13 protein-coding genes and 1 pseudogene are annotated in these 17895 nt (G+C 40.2%); 13 read left to right on the top strand and 1 reads right to left on the bottom strand.

Translation table 11 applies throughout. The annotated features are described in order from the left end of the window. Positions 1 to 208 precede the first annotated feature (208 nt). The 4 genes from MUN89_RS18970 (at position 209) to MUN89_RS18955 (ending at position 4423) form a co-directional block, all read left to right on the top strand. The gene (locus MUN89_RS18970; protein WP_244709468.1) at positions 209 to 1147 is read left to right on the top strand and encodes a polyprenyl synthetase family protein; all 939 of its coding nucleotides are present in this window, start codon (positions 209 to 211) and stop codon (positions 1145 to 1147) included. A gap of 31 nt (positions 1148 to 1178) precedes the next feature. After that, a complete protein-coding gene (comX, locus tag MUN89_RS18965) occupies positions 1179 to 1352 on the top strand; it encodes a competence pheromone ComX (RefSeq protein WP_244709466.1) in 174 nt (57 codons plus the stop codon). A gap of 64 nt (positions 1353 to 1416) precedes the next feature. Continuing rightward, positions 1417 to 3747 (top strand): sensor histidine kinase, encoded by a 2331-nt coding sequence (locus MUN89_RS18960; protein ID WP_244709464.1) that lies wholly within the window; start codon positions 1417 to 1419, stop codon positions 3745 to 3747. A 16-nt stretch (positions 3748 to 3763) separates the two neighbouring features. Then, a complete protein-coding gene (locus MUN89_RS18955; RefSeq protein WP_244709462.1) occupies positions 3764 to 4423 on the top strand; it encodes a response regulator transcription factor in 660 nt (219 codons plus the stop codon). Between the two features lie 215 nt (positions 4424 to 4638). Here MUN89_RS18955 and MUN89_RS18950 read toward each other — a convergent pair whose 3' ends face one another. Continuing rightward, positions 4639 to 6330, bottom strand: a complete 1692-nt coding sequence (locus tag MUN89_RS18950; protein ID WP_244709461.1) for a hypothetical protein — start codon at positions 6328 to 6330, stop codon at positions 4639 to 4641. Between the two features lie 406 nt (positions 6331 to 6736). On the opposite strand from MUN89_RS18950, the gene MUN89_RS18945 reads away from it, so the two are divergent. The 9 genes and pseudogenes from MUN89_RS18945 to MUN89_RS18905 all read left to right on the top strand — a co-directional run bounded on the left by MUN89_RS18945 (position 6737) and on the right by MUN89_RS18905 (position 17799). Further along, positions 6737 to 8887, top strand: a complete 2151-nt coding sequence (locus MUN89_RS18945; protein ID WP_244709459.1) for a hypothetical protein — start codon at positions 6737 to 6739, stop codon at positions 8885 to 8887. 18 nt (positions 8888 to 8905) lie between these two features. Beyond that, positions 8906 to 10072: a hypothetical protein gene (locus tag MUN89_RS18940; RefSeq protein ID WP_244709457.1), complete on the top strand. Its 1167-nt coding sequence runs from the start codon at positions 8906 to 8908 to the stop codon at positions 10070 to 10072. Positions 10073 to 10089: 17 nt separating this feature from the next. Beyond that, positions 10090 to 11510, top strand: a pseudogene (locus tag MUN89_RS18935) (glycosyltransferase family 2 protein). Positions 11511 to 11531: 21 nt separating this feature from the next. Then, positions 11532 to 12368, top strand: coding sequence for a response regulator transcription factor (locus MUN89_RS18930; protein WP_244709455.1), 837 nt, complete (start codon positions 11532 to 11534; stop codon positions 12366 to 12368). Between the two features lie 27 nt (positions 12369 to 12395). After that, complete coding sequence (locus MUN89_RS18925) at positions 12396 to 13751, top strand: nucleotide sugar dehydrogenase (RefSeq protein ID WP_244709453.1); 1356 nt, start codon at positions 12396 to 12398, stop codon at positions 13749 to 13751. Positions 13752 to 13802: 51 nt separating this feature from the next. Beyond that, positions 13803 to 15635: a glutamine--fructose-6-phosphate transaminase (isomerizing) gene (glmS, locus tag MUN89_RS18920; RefSeq protein ID WP_244709451.1), complete on the top strand. Its 1833-nt coding sequence runs from the start codon at positions 13803 to 13805 to the stop codon at positions 15633 to 15635. Then, entirely contained in the window at positions 15636 to 15824 is a 189-nt protein-coding gene (locus tag MUN89_RS18915) for a hypothetical protein (RefSeq protein WP_244709449.1), read from the top strand. It abuts the gene before it with no gap. A 34-nt stretch (positions 15825 to 15858) separates the two neighbouring features. Continuing rightward, a complete protein-coding gene (glmU, locus tag MUN89_RS18910; RefSeq protein ID WP_244713943.1) occupies positions 15859 to 16833 on the top strand; it encodes a bifunctional UDP-N-acetylglucosamine diphosphorylase/glucosamine-1-phosphate N-acetyltransferase GlmU in 975 nt (324 codons plus the stop codon). A gap of 63 nt (positions 16834 to 16896) precedes the next feature. After that, positions 16897 to 17799, top strand: coding sequence for a hypothetical protein (locus MUN89_RS18905; protein ID WP_244709447.1), 903 nt, complete (start codon positions 16897 to 16899; stop codon positions 17797 to 17799). Positions 17800 to 17895: the final 96 nt, after the last annotated feature.

The raw sequence follows: 17895 nt of genomic DNA, 5'->3' as shown, positions 1-17895 counted from the left end.
TTGTTACATAACTTTATTTATTTGTAATAGAAAACGCTTTATTTACCAAATCCTTCCGAACTTTTATTACAGTTTATGACATTTATTATTCGTCAATAAACGAGCGTTTCTTACTATCTTCGTAATACTTTACTACCTATTCACTGTATACATTGTATGATAATCTTATCCGTGAAATTGTTCATCTCATTTGAATAGGAGGTGACGTATGGGAAGGATTCCTAGCCATACTGCTGTGGCCATGGAAGAGGTTATGATCCATTCGTTACAGAGAACATGGAGGAACGAGTCACTTGTCAATGAGGCAGCTGCATTTATTCGATATAAACGGGAGGAAGGTTTCTCGTTTTCTGCCTTAACTTACCTTCATAGCGAGATGTTTTTCAATCCGACCGAATTAACTTCTCTTCATTCTTCAGCAGCTGTGGAAGTGTTAATCCTTGCCTTGGATATTTTTGATGATTTGCAGGATCAAGATACCCGGGATAAGCCCTGGACTCAGTCCCCTTACGCTTCAACTATGAATATTGCTACAGGTCTGCTTATGTTAAGTATGAATATTCTCCATAAAGCTCCTGTGGAAGAGAACATCAAAGAAAGGTCTCTTTCGCTTTTACATCAACAAGTTCTAAAAGCTGTTCAAGGACAGCATCAAGACTTAGCAGCTGACGTTCAATCCGAGGATGGGTATTTGCAAATGGTTAAAGAAAAATCTGGTTCACTAATGGCATGTGCTTCCCTGTTAGGGGCTGTCAGCGCTACTAAAAAGCAGTTTGAAATTATCAAACGTTATTCAGAGTACTTAGGAATTGCTGCACAGCTGAATAATGATCTCCATGACGTTCTTAGAGTAGATGAAAAAAATGATTTACTTCATAAGAAAAAAACTCTACCTATCCTTTACTTGTTACAAGAGAAGGAGCCGCAAGCTCAATGGATTAGAGATTATTATAGAGGAACGATTACGAAGGAAATGCTGTTAGAGAAGAAGAACCAGTTGTTTCAATGGCTTGAAAATTCATCATCTTTGAAATACACAAAAGTAGTAAAAAGGCTTTACCAATTAAAAGCCGTTCAACTTGCCGATGATTTAGAAGCTGAGAATGAATGGAAAGCAAAGCTGAGAAGTGTCTTGGAAGACACTTAAGTCGATGGTTTTAAATAAAGGAGGAAAAATCATGTTAAAGAATATGATGGAATATGTAGGGAACCATCCCAATCTTCTTGAGAAATTGGAGAACGGGCAGCTTAGTCTCGTAGGGGTTTCCGAACTAGAAAAAACGGCTCTGCTTGATGTATTAAGAGACGAAGATCAAAACGGCTTAAATATCGAAATGTGCTACTGGAAATAAATAACCTGAGAAAAAGCCAGAGTCCTTCTGGCTTTTTCTTATCTATTGTGTCAGGGGGAAGGGTATGAAAAAAGTAGACAACAAGAAACCGATCTTTTTTTTTGCGGGTATTTGCTTAATCGCACTTTATTTAATATACGTTACTCTTTCCGTTACGTATGCAGGGATTGATGTTAAAAAAACAGAAGATGATCAGTGGAAGATTACTGCTGTAGACCAAATAGGATGGGCTGAAAAGCGAAAGGTTGAACCGGACGATATCGTCCTTGAAGTAAACCATCAGCCCCCTGAATTCTACTCCTCAATTAAGAAATATGGGGTCATTGGCAAATTGGATCAGTTAAAGGTCTTGAGAGACGGAGAAGTGTTGGAATATAAAGTTCAGGAACCATTGAATTACAACACTTTGCTCTATCACACGGTCATCCCTTTTCTAGTGTTTACTGTATTATTTGTCTTGTCGGTATATATTTATTATAAAAAAAATAATGAAAAGCTCTCTCTTTACCTGATCGCGTTGCTGCTTGCAGTAGGATTGGGTTACTTAAGTGCCGGAGCCTCTGCACGTACGGATTATATCGGAAGGTTTATGAATGGGTTTTCCTTACTGTGTGTTCCAGTCCTGTTTTTGCATTTTTATTATCAATACTTTGCCAGATACAATATTAAACTGATTCAAGGGCGTCTGCTGCTGTTTCTTTACATCATCAACTTGACCACTGTACTTTTAGATACGATTTCTATGTTTGTTTTCATCGGTGGTGTCTATTCCATTATTCGAAACCTTCAGCTGATGCTGTTTTCTTTAGAAATGCTGCTTGGTTTATTCCTGCTTTTGTATTATTATTTTCGTTTCAGAAAAACCATACATAAGCCCATTTTTCAAAATACGATTTTTAGTATTATCATTTCTTTTTTTCCATTTATCTTTTTGACGGTGCTTCCTAGTACGATCTTTGGGGTGGAACTGCTTCCTCCTTCAGTGACTGCTGCATTTTTGATTTTTCTGCCGATCTTTTTCTTTTATTTGGTTATGACAAACCGAATTTTCGATATTGACTTTATTAACAGCAGACTTCGCTATTACTCCCTTGTTTCTTTACTTTTAACGACGATTATTGTCGGTCTCTTTGTATTTTTTGTGAATTTAACTTGGATTCAGTGGGCGAGACTGATGATCATTATTTACGTCTCCATGGTCGTTTTTTTCTATTTAGAGGAAAAGCTGAACTTACGACCATTATTGTTCAGGGACAAATTTAATTTCCAAATGAGTATTGACCGTTTTGCAAAGGACTTATCCAAGATCGTCAAACGGGAAGAACTGGATCTAAGATTAGTAGAAGAGATCAGGGATGTGCTGCCTGTAAATTCAGTATCTCTATTAACTTATCGAAAAAAAGATGGCTTTGTGAAACTGGAAAATGGGGACTATGAATTTCCAATCCAGCTTATAAAAAGTTTTCTTCATTATAAACAAGCGGAGCTTAAGACGAGTGATTCTTTCTTCGTTGACCAGGGGATATGCTACGTCATAAGTGAAAGGCAGGAATCAATCAGACTTCTTTGGATCGACCAAAAAATTAATTATACGCCTTTCAACCAGGATGAACAAAGGTGGTTGAAAACTTTATCCCATTATACAAGCATGGTCTATGAGAATTTTCTGCTTATTGAAGGAGTAACGGAAGAATTAAAACAATCCATGCATCAGCAGCAGGATACTCCAGCTTGGATGCTGCGTTTACTGTTTAATTTGTCGGAAAAAGAGAGGTCCAGGCTTGCCAGTGATCTTCATGACTCTGCTTTGCAGGAGCAATTAGTGTGGTACCGGAAAATTGATGAATTTATCGAAGATAAGAGTTTTCCAGTCCACTATACTCCACATCTCGAGCAAATACGTGAAGGATTGCTTGGTGTCGTTCAGCAGATCAGGGAAACCTGTACCCTGCTAAGGCCTCCTTTTCTAAAAGAAACCGGGGTAGTAGAAGCGCTCACTTATTTAATACACCGGCATCAGGGGAGAGAACAGTTTGAGATAACGTTTACTTCCAGTCATTTTACTGCGAACCTGGGGGACGATCAGTCCCTTACCATCTACCGTATTGTACAGGAACTTATCAATAATGCATCCAAACATTCCAAAGCAAGTAAAGTCACCTTAGATTTAAAAAGTGAAGGCGAATTAGTCATTCTTAACTATGAAGATGATGGAGTGGGTTTTCAAAATGATCCTGCTAATCAATCTTCCAAAAGTATGGGCTTAGCTGGGATTAAACAGCGTGTAAACAGCATGCAAGGCAGTATGGAAATGTTTTCTTCCGGTGACGGAGTCGAAATTGCCATTCTTCTCCGGGCGGATTTACGGATGAAGAATTTCTTTGAAGTAATGTAAGGAAAGGAAGATAGGTATGATAGAAATTCTATTGGTGGATGATCACCCTTCTGTAGGAGCGGGGACGAAACTCATGATTGAGAAAGAAGAAGATATGATTGTAACGAATGTGGAGTCTCCAGGGGAGGCACTTGAAATCATTGGAAAGAAAACGTTTGATATTATGCTGCTTGATCTTAGAATGTCGGGAATGAATGGAATTGAATTAAGTAAGAAAATGCGTTCAACAGGAAATGAGAACCCGATCCTTATTTATACCGGCTATGATATTGGACCGTATTTCAATACGTTAGTTGAAGCGGGGGTTTCAGGATTTATTAGTAAAACCGAATCAAGAGAGAATCTGATTCAGGCCATTCGATGCGGCATTCAAGGGAAATCAATTGTGCCTGTCTCCTTATTCGCTCAGCTTCGAAAAATGGAAGTACGTGTGGAAGAGGAAAAACAAAGCAAGGATATGATGGAGGAGGTTTCCATAACCTCTAAAGAACAGGAAATTTTGAAAGAAGTAGCAAAGGGAAAAAGCAACAAGGAAATTGCTAAAGAATTTTTCAAAAGCCCTCGAACCATCGAATATAATCTGACAGAAATCTTTAAAAAGCTGCAGGTGAAAACGAGAGCCGAAGCAGTACTGAAATCGAAACAATGGGGCATTCTTCCAGAAGAAATAGATTAGAAAAAGCCACTTCAAGTACAAAGGAAAGAATCATTCGCTCCTGATGGCAAAATGAAAATCTTGAGGAAAGAGGATGGTTTCCCCACAACGCTGACGTGCAGAGAATTTCTCTGCACGTTTTTGTGTACAGAAGTGCGGACTAAGCTATGGAAATACCCAATGAAAAAAAGGCTGTCGAGAACTATCCCGACAGCCTTAAATGAATTCAAAACAGCTTATTCTTTAGCGCTTTTCCAATACTTATAAGCGTGGATAGAGTAACCGTTATAAGAAGAATATTTGCTTAAATTATCTTCTACAGTATGAAGCTGTTTTTTCATTTTTTCTTTTCCTTCGTCATGGAATGTGATGTCCTTATTTTGAACATCTTTCATTTCCACGGAAATAATAATATCCTTTCCTAGTTCGTCTGCATACTTCACTTCGTCTTCAGCCATGTCCACGATTCCGCCTGAACCTTCAGCGAAGTCTCTAAAGGCCATCACAGAAGCATGGTCGACCGTTTCGATGACCCATTTATTAAATGGTGTGTCCGGGTGACCAGGAGTCTTCGTATCATCAAACCACATGGCTAGATCCATACTGGACTCTAAATTTGCTTTATTCGTTTCCTCTTCAAACATAGTAATATTTTTCATCCAGGATTTAAGAACTTCCTGCTCGTTAGAAGTCCATTGCGGGTTTACATACGGTTCAATATCCAAGTGTATTCCTGTGAATTTCTGACTGTCAGCAGACTGGCTGTTGTAGTCTTTTACATAGTTTACAAGCTTTTCAATATGAGGTTTTCCTTCTTCAAGTGCCCAAGTAGGGTGCCCGCCCATGGCATGAACTTCAATTCCTGCTTTTGTCGCTTTCTCTACGAAATCCTGATAAGCACTAAACGGCTGAGTAAGATCCAGTCTTGTATACAGCATATTAATATTTTTTTCTTTAGCAAATTCGATAATGCTGTCCTGCTCGGAAATCAAGGTGTCTGCGTGCCAGATGTACGTGCCCCGTTTTTTAGTATCCTCAGATTCCGCTGAAGGCGTTTCCTTTTCAGCTGCCTTCACTTGATAGGATTTAAAGTTATCAATGGCTTTTCCTACATAAGAGGACCATTTGCCAAGGTACTCATCGATCAACGAAAGATGCATGTCCATGTCATCTACGCCTTCCTCATAAAAGGTCGTGTAATCGTCTCCGGTATCCTTCAATGTAACACCGACCATGATTTGTTTCCCTGCTTTATCTGCTGCATTCAGCTCATCTTTTACAAGAGTGACAATGCCATTGTCCCCTTCCAGTGTATCCCGATAGGCAAGAATGGCCGTATGGTCAAAATGTTTAATTAGCCAGGTGCTGAACGGGACGTCACTGTTTCCCGGGGTCGGGGTGTTGTCCAGCCAGAAAGGAATTGAAGCACTAACTTCCAAACTGCTGTCAGCGGTCTGCTCGTTTATGAATGTGACATTATTCTTCCATTGCTTCCTTACATCTTTTGCATTACTGTACCATTCACTTAAATATTGAGGTTGAATTTTAAAGTGAACCCCTTTAAATTTTTCATTCTTGGCTGCGGACTGGTTATAATCCTTTACCCATTGGATGAAGGATTTTATTTTACCTTGGTTCTCTTTCAGCGCCCAAGAAGGTTCTCCATTTAAAGCGTGAACAGCGATCCCATTATTGGATGCTTTTTGAATAAATTGTTGGTATTGATCTGCTGGGATGTCGGTATTGGCTTTCAAGTAAAGAACATCGATATCGTTTGATTTAGCTTTAGATAATAGGTTATCCGTTTCTTTGTTCCATTCTGATTTTTCTACCCACATCGCTTTATGGTGTTGATCAGGATTTGAAAAACCTGCTAAAACCCAGGAAAAACTGAGTAGAAGAATCAAGGGGATCATCGTTTGCTTCATTATTTTACCCTCCAAGTAGAATTTTTTACCAATCGTCTTCTTTAAAAGTACCGTTCAACTTCGTTTGGTATGTGCGCGTTTCGTTTCGGTATGTCCGGGGTTTCCCTGAGGATCAAGGGCAAAAAAAGTAAGCGTTTCATTTATTGTAAGCTTGGTCTTTTTATGATCCATGCACATTTCGCAAAGTTTGGAAAAAATCCAAAAACCGGGTCTGAAAATGTGGGGGTACCGAAATAGAAATTCGGAGTTCCGAACTTTAGTTTTCGATGAACGTACGGTTGGTCCGTGATAGGTTAAATGTGGGCAAAGAAAATGACAATTTCAAGTTAACCGTTTGGTATTAATTTTTCAACTGGTAATTTATTGGGAATATTTCAGGAGTTTTTATGAAAGGGGGAAGAAAAAGGTGAAGTGGAAGGGTAAAGCAGCTGCCATATTACTCGTGATTATTGGAATTGGGAGCTATGTGTTTCTCAGTACGCAATCTGTAACAGAGAGCAAACAGATTCAAGACGGCACACACATCAAATTCAAGACGTCAGATAAAAAAATTCAAATCTACAAGGATGGATCATGGTCTCCATTTTTTATAAAAGGAGTAAATCTTGGAGCTACTTTACCTGGACATTTCCCAGGTGAGATGCCCATATCGAAAAAAGATTATATGAATTGGTTTCAGATGATTCAAGATATGGGGGTCAACACCATACGCATTTATACCATTCATAAACCTGTGTTTTACGAGGCGCTTGTGGAATTCAACGAGGATAATAAGGACGATCCACTCTATTTCATGCAAGGCATATGGTCTCCCGTCAACTTGATGAATAAAACTAAGAATGCCTCTTCAGAAGAAGTTACAAAAGCATTTAAAAAAGAGATCGATCATGCTATTGGAGCTGTTTATGGAAGTGTGACGCTTCCGGATAATCCTGGAAAGGCTAGTGGAAAATACACAGCGGATGCAAGCCCGTATTTAATAGCTTGGCACGTTGGGACAGAATGGAATCCTAAAATTGTGAAGAGTACCAATCAAAAAAATCAACAAGCAAAAGTTTTTAACGGATCAAAGATATCGGCAAAGAAAGCAGCTTCTCCATTCGAAAGCTGGCTTGCCGAGCTTCTGAACTACACGGCACGAAAAGAAGCTATTAAGGGCTGGCAGCATCCGTTAACATTTACGAACTGGATCACCACTGATCCTCTTGAACATCCGAATGAACCTCTACCGAGTGAAGATTCCGTAAGTGTAGATGCCACTCATTTAAACGTGGAAAATTGGCAGGCGGGTTATTTTGCTTCTTTTCACGCTTATCCTTACTATCCGGATTTTTTAAACGAGACGGATAAATATGAGGATGTAAAAAATAGTCAAGGTAAAACAGATACTTATAAAGGCTACTTGCAGGATCTAAAAAAATATCATAAAGATATCCCCGTCATGATTACAGAATTTGGTGTTCCTTCATCACTTGGTAATGCACATTTTGGAAATCTTGGTCGAGATCAGGGCGGCCACAGTGAGAAGGAACAAGGAAAACAAGATGCCGCTTTATTAAAAGAAATTCACAACGAAGGTTATGCAGGAGCCGTTCTGTTCAGCTGGCAGGATGAGTGGTTTAAGAAAACATGGAATACAATGCCATTTGTCAAATCGAGCAGCAGACCACGCTGGTACAATGATTTATCTCCTGAAATGTCCTTTGGTGTGCTTGCGATGGATCCTGAAAAGACAGATGAAATTAAAATTGACGGCAAGCAGCAGGACTGGGAAAAGCTGCCGGATGATGAAAAGCAAAAAATGGATGTGTCTTCCAATACTATTAATCGTATGCAAGTGAGCCATGATGAGGGATTTGTTTATATCACAGCTAAGCTGGCTCGCTCCTTTGAGCCTGAAGAAGATACGCTCTACTTTGGAGTTGACACGATTGACGGGGGAATTCAGCAGCCTGAGCAGCTGAAAGGAAAGAAACTAAGCAAAGGTTTGGAAACATTAATTCATCTAGGAAAAGAGGGAGAAATTCGCATAGCTTCTGATTATGATTTCCACCAGCGTCTCTACGAGGAAGCCGATTCCACTTGTAATAACAACAATTGCTTTGAACCGTGGAGATTAGCGGTTAGTCATAAATTAGAGCCCCCGCAAGCCAATATGTCGCTTCCGTTTAAAGAAACTGTCGTCGGAAACATGCAAAAAGCACAATTGGACAATCCGAGTGCACAGGCTCTTTGGCAAATAAAAGACGACATCATTGAAATGAAAATCCCCTGGGCGTTGTTAGGATTTTCAGATCCTAGCAGACACCAGGTTGTGAGTTATAAAGAAAAATCTGCGAATGCTGAAAAATTACCTATGGCCACTGCCAAAGGCATTACATTCGTGCCGTGGATGGTAAAAAAAGAGAGCGGAGTCGAGGACTACGCTGGAATGGATACCATTCAAGTATCTGACTTTGAAAGCTATCAGTGGGACAACTGGGACAAGGTAAAGTACACAGAACGGAAAAAAGCAGGCTATAAACTATTAAAAAAAGCATTTCAATCAATAGATTAGCGGAAGGAGGAGGATATTATGTTTGTAAATCTAGAGCTAGCTATGGGAATGGCTGTCATTCTGCTCACTCTTATGGCAGTGATCATGGCGATTACTTTGACAATAAAAATCGGCAAGATAAGAAAAGAAAAGAAAACCCAGGAGTGTCTTCAGAAACATCAAAATTATTTAGATTACGTACAAACAGCTATGGACCTTAGAGAGGACATTCAGCCGCCGGCAAGTGCCTTAAATAAATTTGAAAGGAAAGTCTTTCAGCAACTGCTTTCCGAATGGATTAATCGATTATCAGGAATACACAAGGAAAAACTCATTCAATTGTGTGAGGATATGGGACTGACAGCTTTTAATCTTAAACGGCTGAACAGTTCGATGCATATTAACCGCATCGATGCAGCTTACTATCTTGGGACGATGAGACATACACCTGCAGTTCCACATTTGTTCACGCTGCTCCGAAAAAATAAATTTGACTCTACTATTTACATCATCGGACGCTCCATTGCCCAGGCTTCAGAGAAGCCGGAGGAAGTGGGAGAGATGCTTGAATATCTGGCGGACGGTAAGAAGAGTACGTACCAGCTCCTTGCTGATATTGCGAAAGAAGCGTCAGTCGATTTAAAAGAGTGTTATTTCAGGTTTCTCACTTCCCAAAACCCTGCTCTTATAAAAGTCGGACTTATAGGTTTACGGGATGAAGTGGGGCCGGAAGTACCTGCCTCCGTTAGGAAATTAATGACTTCTAATGACAAAGCTACTAGAATGCTGACCATCCAAATCCTAACAGCATCCATGGCATTGTCAGCGAAAGAAGTAGTTACCCTTGCGAAAGCGACCGACGACCAGGTACGGATGCTGATCTTCGAATGGATCGGCGAAACGGAACAGCTTCGGTTTACTGAACTTCTGGAGGAAGGACTTCACAGCCGCAATCTTGAGGTAGCAAGGACTTGTGCAAAGAGTCTGCTTGGACTTGGCAACGTTGGGTTTTCGATTCTTTGTAAAGCAGCATTGGAAACGGACAGTGCCTCAGGCTCAAAAATCGCTTTGGATGCGGTCCACGAAGAACTTGACCAATATGAAAACGCTGAAGAAGATGTCGAGCAACTAAATCATTTCAACCAAAAGCAGTTTCTGTATAAAAAATTCTTCGGAAAAGATCGTTCGCTTGTGGAAGCTATATAACTTGAAAGGAGCATTCGATGAGAGAGATTCTACTGGCTTATGGAGTATTCGCGATGTATTACGTCCTGGCCATCAACAGCATTTACTTCACTATCATTCTCTTTTCGTTCAAGAAGATATTTGGAATTATTAAAGGAACGGTTTATTCAAAATATGAGTCGCTTTCGGGCTCCAAGCAAGTCCCGCCGATTTCAATACTTGTTCCGGCTTTTAATGAAGAGCTCACGGTTAAGGAAAATGTACGCTGCCTGCTTGCTCTTCACTACCCGGAATTTGAAGTCATTGTCGTAAACGACGGTTCCTCTGACGAAACGTTGAACGTATTAATTGATGAATTTAAACTCGCTTACAAAAAACCTTCAATGGTTAAGAAAATCATTAAGACAGCCGATGTCCGGGGAATCTATTACAATCCTGATTTTCCAAATCTGTACGTTGTGGATAAAGAAAACGGCGGAAAAGCAGATTCTTTAAATGCAGGAATCAATGTTTCGAATTATTCGCTTATTTCTTCCATCGATGCAGATTCCCTGCTTGAGCAGGATGCTCTAATCAGAATTGCGAGAAAGTATATGGAAAATCCCGAAGAATCCGTCGCTATTGGAGGGAATGTCAGAATCGCCAACGGCTGCCACATAGAAAATGGCATGGTGAAAAAAGTAAAGCCTCCAAAGAAACTGCTCCCTATGCTTCAAACCGTGGAATATATGAAAGCCTTTCTAGGGGAAGAATCGGATGGAGCGCGATCAATGGATTAATTATCGTTTCTGGTGCATTTGGTGTTTTCAAGAAAGAATATGTCATCAAAGTCGGCGGATATCGAGGCGGCTACCCTGGGGAAGATATGAACATTATCATCAAGCTTCACCGGTATATGCTGGATAATAAATTGCCTTATAAAATTGATTTCTGCCCGGATGCCGTTTGCTGGACGCAGGCGCCGGATACCTTCAAGGTTCTTGGCAGTCAGCGTAAACGCTGGGGCCGCGGAAATCTGAAAAATATGCTTGAAGAAGGCATGTATATGTTTATGAGGCCGAAGTACAAAGTAATGGGATGGTTAACCATTCCTTACAATATAATTTTTGAAACGCTCAGCCCTTATTTTAGAATTACTGGTTTTTTGGCACTTGTCGGCTACAGCTTAATGGATATGTCAGGTTGGAAGATCATGGCTGTGTTTGGATTAATCAACGTTTTATACGGTACCCTGCTTGGATTAGGGTCGTTGTTGTTAGAAGAAATGGCGTTTCAAAGGTATCCAAAAATTCGACACTATTTCAAAATGCTGTTTTATACGATCCTCATGTTTTTTGGATACCGCCAGCTTGGGATTTTATGGCGCTTTCTAGGACATATTGATTTTATGAGAAAGAACAACTCATGGGGTACCATGGTGCGAACCAGCTGGGATGAGGAAAACAAAAAGTCAGCATAACCATAAGGGAGGTAAAGGAGAATGGCTCAAAAGGAAAATGTAGGTTCAAGGATTATTCAAACCTTTAACCATTTTATTCAAAACTATCAGGCAAACAGCGTTTCATGCGGCGTTATTATCTGCAGGGCAGACTTGAACCAAGGCTGGGTGGATAAATTAAAAAACCATCTGGAACAAGAGGAACAAGAAGTAAAAGTTCAAGTCAGCTATGACCGTGCTGAAGGTATGGCTGGAATCATCCTCGATGGCTGCAGTCTTGGATTTACTCATTATTACTCTCTCCATGTTAAAGAATATTTGGAAAACCATGACAAGCTTAGAGGACCTATATTAGTAAACAGCTTCACAAAAAGCCGGGAACAATCCGAGCAAATGCTGTTCAGCATGATATGGGAACTGGTAGAGAGTAAAGCCACACAACATGATATTCGCATTTATTCAAGTCAGTCTGGAACAGAAGATTGGAAGCCATCCATCCTATTAGTAGACAGTGATGACAGTATTCATCAGTTGTTAAAGTCATACTTCCAAAGAAAAGGTTACATCATTCATACAGCTGTTGACGGTAAAGAAGGGATTGAAAAATATGAACAGATTCTTCCTGACCTCGTCATTACTGAAATCAATCTTTCTGCTTTAAATGGGTATCAATTTATTAATCAAATTAGAAATATTGATACGTATACAAAAGGTTCCTCTGAAATTATGGTGCTGACAAACAAGCAGCTTGAGCATGATATTAAGCGGACTTTTGAATATGGAGTTTCGGAGTATATTACGAAACCATTCTCGCTTATTGAGCTCGAAGCACGTATTAAGAAAGTTCTTGAAAATAAAGCAGAAGCAGTAAGTGAATAATAAATTCTATGAAAAGGGGACTTTGAAATGGGATATGTTGAACAACTTAAGCAAAAAATTGATGTGAAGAAAGTTAATGTAGGAGTAGTTGGCATGGGATATGTCGGATTGCCGCTGGCGGTAGAAATGGTGAAAGCCGGTTATACGGTCTGTGGAATTGACCTGGATGAAGATAAAGTTCAATCCCTTCAACAAGGTGAATCCTATATTAATGACGTTTCAGATGAGGATCTGCAGCATTGTCTTGCTACCAACCGCTTTCTCCCAACGACGAATTACGAAGTGGTAAAAGAATTAGACGCAGTCAGCATTTGTGTTCCGACCCCTTTAAGTGAAAATCAGGATCCTGATACTTCCTATATTACCGGGGTAATAGAGAATATGAAGCCTCATATGAAAAAAGGCATGCTCATTACTTTGGAGAGTACGACTTATCCTGGAACTACAGAAGAACTTATTTACAGGGAATTTCACAAAATGGGTTATGAATCCGGAAAAGATATTTTCTTATGCTATTCCCCGGAGCGTGTAGATCCTGGTAATGAACAGTTCAACACTCAAAATATGCCAAAGGTTATGGGAGGTATGACTGATACGTGCAGCGAGCTTGGTGCCGAGCTTTACGGCAATATGCTGGACAATGTGGTACGCGTCTCTTCTCCTAAAGTGGCCGAAATGTCAAAGCTTCTGGAAAATACATTCCGCAGTATTAATATTGCCTTTGTCAATGAAATTGCCATGATGTGTGAGCGGATGGATATTGACGTATGGGAAGTCATTAATGCAGCTGCAACCAAACCATTTGGATTTATGAAGTTTCAGCCAGGACCTGGAATTGGAGGTCACTGTATCCCGCTTGATCCTATGTATCTATCATGGAAGGCAAAAGGATTCCGCTTTTATAGTAAATTTATTGATCTTGCCCAATCTATTAATAACAACATGCCGGAAGTCGTAACAGGGAAGACTTCTCAAGTCCTTAACCTGTACGGTCGTTCCATCAATAGCTCAAAGATTCTCATTCTTGGGATGGCTTATAAGCCGAACATTAGTGATTTGAGAGAGTCTCCAGGTCTGTACCTTTATGAAATCTATAAAGAAAACGGAGCAAACGTAGATTACTATGACCCACATGCTCACAGCTTCATTGGTGGAGACGGGGAAATTGTTCATTCGGTTTCTTATAACAAAGAGAATTTCAAACAGTATGACTGCATGGTTCTAGTGACTAATCATAGCGACTTTGATTATGTAGAGCTAGCTGAACTTGGAGTACCGATCGTTGATACACGAAATGCGTTTACTGAATTTGATAAGCCGCATATCCACAAGCTTGGTACGGCGACGAAAGTAAACAAGCGTCATAATTCTATTGCATTGTAACTCGGGGCCTTTTTTTCACCATCACTATTAATGTAAGGGAGATGAAGACATATGTGCGGAATCATTGGTTATATTGGTACGAAACAGACACAAAACATTCTAACTGCAGGGTTAAAAAAGCTTGAGTATCGAGGTTACGATTCAGTAGGGATAGCAGTTCATGACGGTGAATCCGTTCATGTAAGAAAAACAGAAGGAAGACTTTCTGATCTTGATAGTCAAGTGAAAGAATCTCCAGTTGCAGGGACTGTAGGGATTGGTCATACACGGTGGGCGACGCATGGACGCCCATCGAATGAGAACTCCCATCCCCACACCGATTCTCAAAAAGAATTTGCTGTTGTTCATAACGGAATCATTGAAAATTACCTGCAAATTAAAAAAGACCTGATTGAAAAAGGATATAAATTTCAATCAGAAACTGACTCCGAGGTAATCTCCCACTTGTTCTCTGATCTGTTTGATGGAAATATGGTATCTACTATTCAAAAAGTAGTTCGTGAGCTTGAAGGTGCCTATGCACTAGGGATTGTTTCCCAATATGAACCTGAAAAGCTCTATGCCGTACGGCAGGACAGCCCATTAATCATCGGGGCTGGCGAAGAAGAAAACCTCATCAGTTCAGATATTCCAGCAGTATTAGAATATACTCGTGACGTGTACATTCTTAACGATGGGGAAATGGCCGTCATTACTCCTGAAGAGGTCACTCTTTTAGGAGTAGATTCCGGGAATTCGATTCAGCGTGAAATATTTAAAGTCAACTGGGATATGGAACAGGCCGAGAAAAATGGTTACGATCATTTTATGCTGAAAGAAATTTTTGAACAGCCGAAAGCTTTGGAAAAGACGATGACAGGGCGCTTAAATAAGGAAGCTAAACAAGTTGAATTTGAAGAATTAAACTGGACGCATGAACAAATCAAAAATTGGAATAAGATTTCTATTGTCGCTTGCGGAACAGCTTATCATGCCGGCCTGATCGGTAAGCATGTGATCGAAGAATTAACAAGAATTCCAGTAGAGGTCGAAGTAGCTTCTGAATTCCGTTATCGAAATCCGATTATTGATGAAAAAACACTCGTCATTGTAGTCAGCCAATCCGGAGAAACAGCGGATACTCTAGCAGCATTAAGACAAAGCCAGCACTTAGGTGCCCATGTACTTGCGATTACGAATGTAGTAGGAAGTTCTATTGCTCGGGAAGCGGATGAAGTCATATTAACTATGGCAGGACCGGAAATTGCGGTTGCTTCTACGAAAGCTTATACGACTCAAGTGCTGTCGTTTTATCTGTTAGGCATTTACCTTTCCGAAGCCAAAGGAACTTTAAATGATGAATTTAAGGAACAGCTGGTAGAGGCTATTACAGCCATTCCGGAGAAAATAGAAGAAATTCTTGAACATACCAAAGGAATTCAATGGTACGGAGAATCCATCAAAGATGCAGACAGCGTGTTCTTCCTTGGGAGAGGAGCAGATCATGCTGTATCTCTTGAAGGATCTCTTAAACTTAAAGAAATCTCTTATATTCATTCTGAAGCGTATGCAGCGGGCGAATTAAAGCACGGGACTCTTGCTTTGATTGAAGAAGGGACTCCTGTAGTGGCATTAATGACTCAAGAAGCTGTAAGTGAGAAAATGCTCGGAAATATTAAAGAGGTAAAAGCGCGTGGCGCACAAGTTCTTGGTATTGCGGTTGAAGGAGATATGAAAATCTGGGATTACGTAGATGAAACGTGTTTCATCCCAGCTGCTTTCTCCATTCTTACGCCTTTATTAACCGTAATCCCACTGCAATTAATTGCCTATTACACTTCTTTAGCATTAGGTAATGATGTAGACAAGCCTAGAAATCTAGCTAAGAGTGTGACGGTGGAATAAATGACGTTAACAGCAGAACGCAAAGAGACGCGTTTGGACAAGGATACTTTACTGGAAATCATGGAAGGAATTCATGAAAAAGTGGAGAAAAACCAAATCCAAAACGATCAGCAAATGATGAAGGAAGTCATGCAAGGGCTGGAGCCAATCTACCAGGATCATCATATTAACACTCGTCGTCTTGCCTAATAAAGAGGATGAAAAGAATGGAGGAAATATCGTGATGCAGAGATTCGCCGTCATCTTAGCGGCAGGAAAAGGGACACGAATGAAGTCGGATTTGCCGAAAGTTCTTCATACGATATGCGGCCAGCCAATGGTTCAGCATGTGATTGATCAGTTAACGGCCACCGGTGTTAAAGAAATCATTACGATCGTTGGGCATCAAAGTGAAATGGTGAAAAATAAGATCGGTCCTTCAGTTCACTATGCTTTTCAGGAGGAACAGCTGGGGACTGCTCATGCCGTAAAAATGAGTTCCAGTCTTCTGGAAGATAAAAAAGGAACAACCTTAGTAATCACAGGAGACACTCCGCTCATTACCAGTGAAACACTGGAAAGATGCTTTGATTATCATGAAGAGTCTAAAGCAGCGGCTACTGTGATCACGATGTCTCCAGAGGATCCTTCCGGTTATGGCAGAATTGTTCGAAATGATCAAGGCGGGGTAGAGAGGATTGTCGAGCATAAAGATGCTGATGAGAAAGAACTTCAGATTCAAGAAGTGAACACAGGCATCTTCTGCTTTGACAATGAGCTCTTATTTGCGTCCCTTGAGCAAGTTTCTTCCGATAACAGCCAGGGAGAATATTATCTGCCTGATGTCATCGAAATTCTTAAAGAACAAGGCCGAAAGATTGCAGCGATCGGAGTTCATAACCTTGAAGAGGGATTTGGAATCAATGATAGAACTCAACTGGCGAGAGCAGAAAAAATCCTTCAAAAGCGCATCTTGGTTGGACATATGAAAAATGGAGTAACGATTATTGATCCCGATTCGACGTATATAGAAACAGAAGTAACCATAGGAAAAGACACCGTAATTCAACCACATTCCTACCTGAGAGGTCATACGAGGATTGGAGAAAAGTGTGTGATTGGTCCGAACGTAGATTTGATCGACTATCGATGTGATCATAATACTAAAATTCAAAACTTTTCAATGACCAACGACATCAGCGCCATTCCATATGTTTAATTCTAGGAAAGGAGGAGGATCTTTCAGGGCGTTCGTCCTGAAGGATCTTTCTTTATAAAAACTATGAAACGACTAAAAAAACACTACAAGCTTATTCCTATAGCCGTGCTTATTATTGGGATCGTTATATATGCAGCGGTACAATTGTTGGAAAAACCAAAAACGACAGCCACTTGGATATGGGATGTTTCCCAAATCAAAGGGAAAGAAGAAGAAACCATTGAATTTGCGAAGGACAAGAATGTGAATCTCATTTATCTGCATGTAAGCCTAAAGAAGTTTGATGAAGAAGCTTACCAGACTTTTATTAAAGAAGCGAGTTCAGAAAATATTGAAGTCTATGCTCTTGGAGGCGATCCAAGCTGGGGACTTGAGGATAACCGGAAAAGCCTGGATAAGTTTGCGGATCGTATTAAAAACTACAACGATGAATCCCGGAAAGATCAACAGTTTAAAGGCGTGCATTTAGATATTGAACCGTATCTGCTTCCGGAATGGGAAAGGAACCAGCAGGAGGTCGTAAACCAGTGGGTTGGTAATATGGAGTACTTGAAGGACAAAATAAAGCAGGGAACAGATTTGCACGTCAGTGGCGATTTTCCATTTTGGTTGAATCAAGTGGAAGTTGCGAAAACTCATGAAAGCCTAGGTGAATGGATGGTCGGGCACTTGGATTCCATTACAATCATGGCTTATCGTGATTCAACTAATGGGAAAAATGGAATTAAACATCTTGTGACTCCTCTAGTTGAAACGGCAGCCAATCAGAAGAAGTCAGTGATTATCGGAGTAAATGTCATTAATACGGATGAAGGAAAGCATACTACGTTTTACGACAGCAGTCCGATCAAAATGAACAGAGAACTGAATGATTTAAAGAAAGAATTCAAAGGTCATCCTGGTTACGGAGGAGTAGCCGTTCACGACTATAGTCACTGGAAAAAGTGGATGAAGCTCAATAGCTGAGCTTCATTCTTTTTTTGTAAAATAGGAAGGTAATCCTATGATTCTGGTTATTTAATATCAGGAACTAATTCCCTCCCAGTGCCCTTTTCCTCATAG

It is taken from the genome of Halobacillus salinarum (assembly GCF_022919095.1).
GTDB classification, from domain to species: domain Bacteria; phylum Bacillota; class Bacilli; order Bacillales; family Halobacillaceae; genus Halobacillus_B; species Halobacillus_B salinarum.
This window is presented reverse-complemented; position numbering and strand designations above follow the sequence as displayed.

What these genes read in the sequence shown, in the direction of transcription:
- MUN89_RS18970 (WP_244709468.1), top strand. Translation starts at nt 209, where the DNA reads ATGGGAAGGATTCCTAGCCATACTGCTGTGGCCATGGAAGAGGTTATG.
- comX (WP_244709466.1), top strand. Translation starts at nt 1,179, where the DNA reads ATGTTAAAGAATATGATGGAATATGTAGGGAACCATCCCAATCTTCTT.
- MUN89_RS18960 (WP_244709464.1), top strand. Translation starts at nt 1,417, where the DNA reads ATGAAAAAAGTAGACAACAAGAAACCGATCTTTTTTTTTGCGGGTATT.
- MUN89_RS18955 (WP_244709462.1), top strand. Translation starts at nt 3,764, where the DNA reads ATGATAGAAATTCTATTGGTGGATGATCACCCTTCTGTAGGAGCGGGG.
- MUN89_RS18950 (WP_244709461.1), bottom strand. Translation starts at nt 6,330, where the DNA reads ATGAAGCAAACGATGATCCCCTTGATTCTTCTACTCAGTTTTTCCTGG.
- MUN89_RS18940 (WP_244709457.1), top strand. Translation starts at nt 8,906, where the DNA reads ATGTTTGTAAATCTAGAGCTAGCTATGGGAATGGCTGTCATTCTGCTC.
- MUN89_RS18930 (WP_244709455.1), top strand. Translation starts at nt 11,532, where the DNA reads ATGGCTCAAAAGGAAAATGTAGGTTCAAGGATTATTCAAACCTTTAAC.
- MUN89_RS18925 (WP_244709453.1), top strand. Translation starts at nt 12,396, where the DNA reads ATGGGATATGTTGAACAACTTAAGCAAAAAATTGATGTGAAGAAAGTT.
- glmS (WP_244709451.1), top strand. Translation starts at nt 13,803, where the DNA reads ATGTGCGGAATCATTGGTTATATTGGTACGAAACAGACACAAAACATT.
- MUN89_RS18915 (WP_244709449.1), top strand. Translation starts at nt 15,636, where the DNA reads ATGACGTTAACAGCAGAACGCAAAGAGACGCGTTTGGACAAGGATACT.
- glmU (WP_244713943.1), top strand. Translation starts at nt 15,859, where the DNA reads ATGCAGAGATTCGCCGTCATCTTAGCGGCAGGAAAAGGGACACGAATG.
- MUN89_RS18905 (WP_244709447.1), top strand. Translation starts at nt 16,897, where the DNA reads ATGAAACGACTAAAAAAACACTACAAGCTTATTCCTATAGCCGTGCTT.